This is a genomic window from Pseudomonas sp. NDM (genome assembly GCF_003105095.1).
Lineage (GTDB): Bacteria > Pseudomonadota > Gammaproteobacteria > Pseudomonadales > Pseudomonadaceae > Aquipseudomonas > Aquipseudomonas moraviensis_A.
Map to the genome: position 1 here is coordinate 1 of NZ_QETJ01000226.1, position 6,191 is coordinate 6,191.

4 protein-coding genes are annotated in these 6,191 nt (G+C 61.8%); 1 reads left to right on the forward strand and 3 read right to left on the reverse strand.

Annotated elements, in window-relative coordinates:
• Window positions 1-84 precede the first annotated feature (84 nt).
• Window positions 85-1,614, reverse strand: coding sequence for an FAD-dependent oxidoreductase (locus DCO47_RS25150; protein ID WP_116659162.1), 1,530 nt, complete (start codon window positions 1,612-1,614; stop codon window positions 85-87).
• 292 nt (window positions 1,615-1,906) lie between these two features.
• Entirely contained in the window at window positions 1,907-4,111 is a 2,205-nt protein-coding gene (locus tag DCO47_RS25155) for a TonB-dependent siderophore receptor (RefSeq protein ID WP_116659163.1), read from the reverse strand.
• A gap of 333 nt (window positions 4,112-4,444) precedes the next feature.
• Here DCO47_RS25155 and DCO47_RS25160 point away from each other — a divergent pair, with 333 nt between their 5' ends.
• Window positions 4,445-5,536, forward strand: coding sequence for a DUF1615 domain-containing protein (locus DCO47_RS25160; protein WP_116659164.1), 1,092 nt, complete (start codon window positions 4,445-4,447; stop codon window positions 5,534-5,536).
• 70 nt (window positions 5,537-5,606) lie between these two features.
• On the opposite strand, the gene DCO47_RS25165 is transcribed toward DCO47_RS25160, so the two are convergent.
• Entirely contained in the window at window positions 5,607-6,008 is a 402-nt protein-coding gene (locus DCO47_RS25165) for a hypothetical protein (RefSeq protein ID WP_116659165.1), read from the reverse strand.
• Window positions 6,009-6,191 lie beyond the last annotated feature (183 nt).

Sequence of the window (6,191 nt, forward strand, 5' to 3'; positions counted from 1 at the left end):
GATAGCGGTGTGTCAGACATGAATTTTCTCGACTGACACAACGCTATCGCGAGCAGGCTCACTCCTACAGGGAGTTGTGGTGTGTCAGTTGAAGAACGGGCGGATGCCGTGATCGCGGAAGTAGCGTTCGATCACTTTTGGATCGGCACTGTTATCCGCAATCGCCACATAGGTATCCGGGCGCAGCAGGTAAAAGCCGTTGCGGCCCAATCCGGCTGTTTCAAACGCCGGGCGCCAGTCGAAGACGTGCAGCGGCAAGTGATGTTCGGCGCACCAGGCGATCATCTCGTCGCTGGTGTCGCCGTAGACATGCACCTGCCAGCACGGTTGTCGGAGCGGCCCGAAATTATCTCCTTCGCCATCATGCGCCCACGGCAAGCGGTCGCCGCCGTGCACATGGCCGGCTTCGCCCTGACTCAGCGGCATGCCGCGATAGTTGAGGGTGACTTGCGAGACGGTGCGAAAGAGGAACTCGCGGCTTGCTTCGAACGCGGCCATTTTCGGAAGCAGAAACGGCGCCACACGCATGCGTAGCAGGTCGGCCATGCGCCCCTCGGCGGTGACGAAACTGAAGACCTTGTCGGTCGTCGAGACCAGTCGGCGGGCGAAGGCGATGCGCTCGGTTTCGTAGGTGTCGAGCAGTTGCGGTTCGGCACCACCGCTGAGTACGGCGGCGAGCTTCCAGGCCAGATTGATCGCATCGCCGATGCCGGTGTTCATGCCTTGGCCGCCAGCGGGGCTGTGTACGTGGGCGGCATCGCCGAGCAGAAATGCCCGGCCTTCACGGAAGTGTTCGGCCACCCGGTGATGCACGCGGTAGGTGGAGAACCAGTGCACGTCTTCGATATGCACTTTCAGATGCTCGATGGCGCGGCTGCTGACGTCGGAAAATTGCAGGGTTTCGGCACGCTCGGCGCGTTCGTCACGTACCGTGCCGATCAGCCGCGCGCGGCCTTCGCCGGCCAGTGGGAACACCGCGAGAAAGTCCGCTTCGTCGAGATCCAGATGCAGCTCGCCATTGAGCGCCGGGCCGCTGGCCGTGACATCGGCGACGTAGAAAATCTGCTGATAGGTGCCGCCGGGGAAGTCGGTGTCGAGGGTTTTGCGCACCACCGAACGGGCGCCGTCGCAACCGGCCAGATAGCAGGCCTGACAGACTTCCTGCTGGCCATCGGGCAGGCGCAGATGCGCGGTGATGGTGTCGCCGGTGTCCTCGAAGCTGTCCAGCGCGGTATTGCGCTCGACGCTGACGCCGTAATCTTCAAGGCGCTCGAGCAGCAGCCGTTCGTGCTCGTCCTGCGGGAAAATTTCGACGAAGGCGTAGGGAGTGAGGCCTTCGCCGATGCGCTTGAGTGGCAACTGCGCGACCGGTTTGCCGTTGACCCAGAAGTTCGCCGCGGCGACCTGATGGCCACGACGCACGATGGTGTCGGCCAGGTCGAGTTGGCGATACAGCTCGAGGGTTCTCGCTTGCACGGCCAAGGCGCGGGAAGTAGTGCCGGGCGCTGTAGTCTTGTCGATGATGCGCACGCGCACGCCGAGTCTGCTCAACCACAGCGCCAGGACCAGACCGGTCGGGCCGGCGCCGATGATCAGCACGTCGCTGCGGTTCATGGGGCTGTCCTCCTGTGGCTGTGCAGCAAGTATGGATCAGCGGGAGAGGGTGGCCAGTGTGGTCGGCCGGACGGGACAGGGCGGCTGTTTTGTGCATACCTGGGAATGGGCTGCACGGCTGCAACCCCTCACCCCAGCCCTCTCCCGAGGGAGAGGGAGCCGATCGGGGGCTTTTCAAGTCCTGAGTTCGACTGGATATTTCAGGTCGGCGTAGTTCGAGAGAACATCTCGGTCACTGCCCTCTCCCTCTGGGAGAGGGTTAGGGTGAGGGGCTTTTGATCTTTTTTGGCGCTTAGAAATCAATCGTCCCGGACAGCTTCGCCACCCGCGGTTCACCCTGGGTCAGGTACCCGCCCTGAGCCGATTCCCAGTACTTCTTGTTTGCCACGTTCTCAACGCCGAAACGCAGCGTCACGTCTTTCTCCGACACCTTGAACGCATAGCGCGCACCTGCGTCGAAGCGGTTCCACGTTGGCAAGCTGAGGTTGTTCGCTGCATCGGCGTATTGCCCGCCGGTGCGCAGCATCCGCGCATTCAGCGCGACGCCTTGCAGACCCGGCACGTCCCAATCCACGCCAGCGTTGAACTGGAAGGTCGGCACGCCGATGGCGTGGTTGCCGTCGTTGGCACCGTTGAGGGTGTTTTTCAGTTCGGTGTCCATCAGGGTCAGGCCGCTGATCAGGCGCAGGCCATCGATCGGCTCGCCGAACACGTTCATTTCCACGCCTTTGTTGATCTGTTCGCCTTCACGGACGTAGGTGCAAGTGGTCGGACCGTTGATTTCGCAGTAGCCATCGCTTGGCTGTTCGATGCGGTAAACACCCAGACTTGCGCCGTATGTACCCATGTCGACTTTCACGCCCAGCTCGGTCTGCTTGGAGCGTTTCGGTGCGTAGACTTCGTTGCCGTTGGTCACGCGGAAACCGCCGGAGCTGGTCGGCGAGGTCGGACCCTGCGCCAGGCCCTCGATGTGGTTGGCGTAGATCGACACATGCTCCCACGGCTTGAACACGATGCCGTACACCGGCGTGGTGATCGATTCGTCGTAGCTCGACGAGCGCGGGCCGCTGCCGTAGCTGGCGTAGCTGTAACCCTGCACCACCAGTTGCTGGCGACGCAGGCCTGCGGTGACCAGCAGGCGATCGTCGAAGAAACCGAGGGTGTCGGAGATCGCCACGCTGCGGTTGAAGGTCTTGCCGACGATGCCGGGATCGTTGAGATCGCCGCCAGCGAAGTTGCCGACCGGTGCCGGCGGAGTGATCGGGTGATAGATGTTGTTCGAGTAGCGCGTCAGGTCGAAGTCATAGGCACTGCGCTGCTCAGCCCAGATCCCGGTCAGGCCGAAATTCAGCTTGTGGCTGACCGGGCCGGTGTTGAATTTGCCGTTGAGGCCGGCCATGACGCTGGTGTTGTCCTCGTCATGGGGCACGAACGAGCCGGTGGTGAACGAGGCGCCGCTGTTGCCGACCAGGGTGGTCGAGTTGTAGCGGCCGACTTCACGGGTGTGCTTGGCGCCACCGGCGGCGTAGGCGTTCCAGTTGTCGTTGAGGTCGTACTCGGCGCGGAGCATGCCGAAGGTGTCTTCGATATCGGTGTAGCCCCACTTCGGCGCGTAGTTGGTATCGGCCGATGGCGCGTCCGGCAGGTGCGTGGCGGTACCGAGGTTGACCGAGCTGCGACCACCGTTGACGCGTTCTTTCTGATAGGCAAAATCGCCGGAAAGCCGCAGCGCATCGCCGCGATAATCCAGACCGATGGCGAACAGTTTCGAGCGCTGGTTCTCGTGATCGATGCCGGTGTCGCCTTCGCGCTGCGACAGGTTGACCCGCGCGCCGAAGCGATTGTCTTCCCCGAAACGCTGGCCGATATCGAAGTGATGACCGATGCGCCCTTCGCTGTTGATGTCGGTAGTGTAACGGCGCAGCGGCACATCGCCGGCGCGTTTTGGTTGCAGGTTGACGCCGCCGCCGATGCCGGAACCGGTCGGGGTCACGCCGTTGATGAAGGCATTGGGGCCTTTGAACACTTCCACGCGTTCCAGTGCATCGGTGGAAATGATCTGCCGGGGCAAGACGCCGTACAGGCCGTTATAGGAAATATCATCGCCATTGAGTGGCAGGCCGCGAATCATGAAGACCTGCGCCTGGTTGGAGAAGCCCGAGGCCTGGCGCACCGAGGAATCGTTGAGCAGCACATCGGCAACGTTTTCCGCCTGCTGGTCCTGGATCAGTTGCTCGGTGTAGGACGCCGCGCTGAATGGCACGTCCATCATGTCCTGATTGCCCAGCACGCCCAATTGGCCGCCGCGTGCAACCTGACCGCCAGCGTAGACCGGGGGCAGGGCGTTGGGGGTTGGGGCCTGGGCGTTGATGTTGACGTCGTCGAGCACGAGCTCTTTGCTGTTGTCTTCAGCGGCGTGGGCGGTAACGGTCAGGGAACATAGCAGGGCAAGCAAAGTCGGGCGGAACGGAGCGCCGAGTCGAGCTGAAGCGGGCATGTCGGATACCTGGAGGCGAGCGGCCAATGAATAAAATAAGGGCGGCGCGGAACTCCTTGCGCTAATGCGACTCCAGGCGCAAATGATAGGGTTTCGCAGTAACGTTTTGCAATCAGTTTGTCATCAGCCCCGTAAGAGCTGCACATTGTGGCGAGGGAGCTTGCTCCCGCTCGGCGGCGCAGCCGTCGCAATCCTGGACTCCCGGTTGTTTCTGGTTGACGCGGATGGCAGGATTCGGGGCCGCTCCGCAGCCCAGCGGGGAGCAAGCTCCCTCGCCAGAGGATTTGTGGGCTTGCAGGGGGAACGCGGCACACCGGACTGGAAGGAGCAACGATGCACCCCTCAAGATTACTCGCCACACTCAGCGCCTTGCTGCTGCTCGCCGGTTGCGCCAGCCAGCGCAGCAACGAGCCGGCACCGCGCCCGCCGGCCGAAGTGAAAGCGGAAATCGTCCGCTTGCTGCCGGCGAAAACCGCTGATCGCCAAGGCTGGGCCACGGACATCTACGCCGCGTTCGCCGCGCAGGGCATCAATACCACCACGCAAAATCTCTGTTCGGTACTGGCCGTGGCGGAACAGGAATCCACTTTCCAGGCCGACCCGACGGTGCCCGGTCTGGGCAAGATTGCCCGCGACGAGATCGATCGCCGCGCCGCCAAGGTGCACATCCCCAGCTTGTTGGTCAGCGGCGCTCTGCAAGTGCGCTCGCCCAACGGCAAGACCTACAGCGAACGCCTGAATGCAGCGCGCAGTGAAAAGGAGCTGAGCGCGATTTTCGATGACTTCATCGGCATGGTTCCGATGGGGCGCACCCTGTTCGGCGGCTTCAACCCGGTGCACACCGGCGGGCCGATGCAGGTCAGCATCGAATTCGCTGAAGAGCACGCCAAGGATTACCCGTATCCGGTGGACGGCACGATTCGCCGTGAAGTGTTCAGCCGGCGCGGCGGCATGTATTTCGGCATCGCCCATTTGCTCGGCTATCCGGTGAATTATCGCGAGCCGCTGTATCGTTTCGCCGATTTCAACGCCGGCTGGTACGCCAGCCGCAATGCTGCGTTTCAGAACGCGGTCAGTCGCGCGTCCGGCATTCCGCTGACCCTGGACGGCGACCTGATCCGCTACGATTCGATCATGCCCGGCAGCACCGAACTGGCGGTACGCACCCTTGGCAAGTCGCTGGGCATGCGCAACCCGAGGATTCGCGATCAACTGGAGAAGGGCAAAACCCTGGAATTCGAAGAGACCAAACTCTATCAGCGCGTGTTCGAACTGGCGGAGCGAGCCGAAGGCAAGGCATTACCGCGTGCGCTATTGCCGGGGATCGTGCTGCAGAGCCCGAAGATCACCCGCAAACTCACCACAGCCTGGTTCGCCAAACGCGTGGACGAGCGCTACAAACGCTGCATGGCCAAGGCCGGATAAAACAGGCAGACATAAAAAACCCGGCTGCGGGAGCCGGGTTTCTCTGCGGTGTTGCGCTTGCAGTCATGCATCAGGCAACACGGCGTTCGATCAGACGATCAGCACCACCTTCGGCAACGCGGCGTTCGATCAGACGATCAGCACCACCTTCGGCAACGCGGCGTTCGATCAGACGATCAGCACCACCTTCAGCAACACGACGTTCGATCAGACGATCCGAACCGCCTTCGGCAACGCGGCGTTCGATCAGACGATCAGCACCACCTTCAGCAACGCGGCGTTCGATCAGGCGATCAGCGCCACCTTCAGCAACACGGCGTTCGATCAGACGATCCGAACCGCCTTCGGCCAGACGGCTTTCGATCAGTTTGTCCGAGCCGCCTTCGGCGATCATGGTGTGCGCCGGGGTGGCGGCAAAAGCGTTAACTGCGAAAACCGAGAAAGCGATGCTGAGAAGAGTCTGGCGTTTCATGATGGTGTGCTCCGGGGTGTTGTTGGTTGGTATGGAGCCGATGTTACGCCCGGAATTTTTTATGAGAACTTCATTGCCGTGATGGTGAACATCGACGTCGATGATGATTGATGTAGGAGCTGCCGAAGGCTGCGATCTTTTGATCTTGATTCTAAGAAAAATCAAAAGATCGCAGCCTTCGGC

Bases quoted from the DNA above. Each gene is read 5' to 3' on its own strand.
- DCO47_RS25150 (WP_116659162.1), bottom strand. From the start codon at position 1,614: ATGAACCGCAGCGACGTGCTGATCATCGGCGCCGGCCCGACCGGTCTG.
- DCO47_RS25155 (WP_116659163.1), bottom strand. From the start codon at position 4,111: ATGCCCGCTTCAGCTCGACTCGGCGCTCCGTTCCGCCCGACTTTGCTT.
- DCO47_RS25160 (WP_116659164.1), top strand. From the start codon at position 4,445: ATGCACCCCTCAAGATTACTCGCCACACTCAGCGCCTTGCTGCTGCTC.
- DCO47_RS25165 (WP_116659165.1), bottom strand. From the start codon at position 6,008: ATGAAACGCCAGACTCTTCTCAGCATCGCTTTCTCGGTTTTCGCAGTT.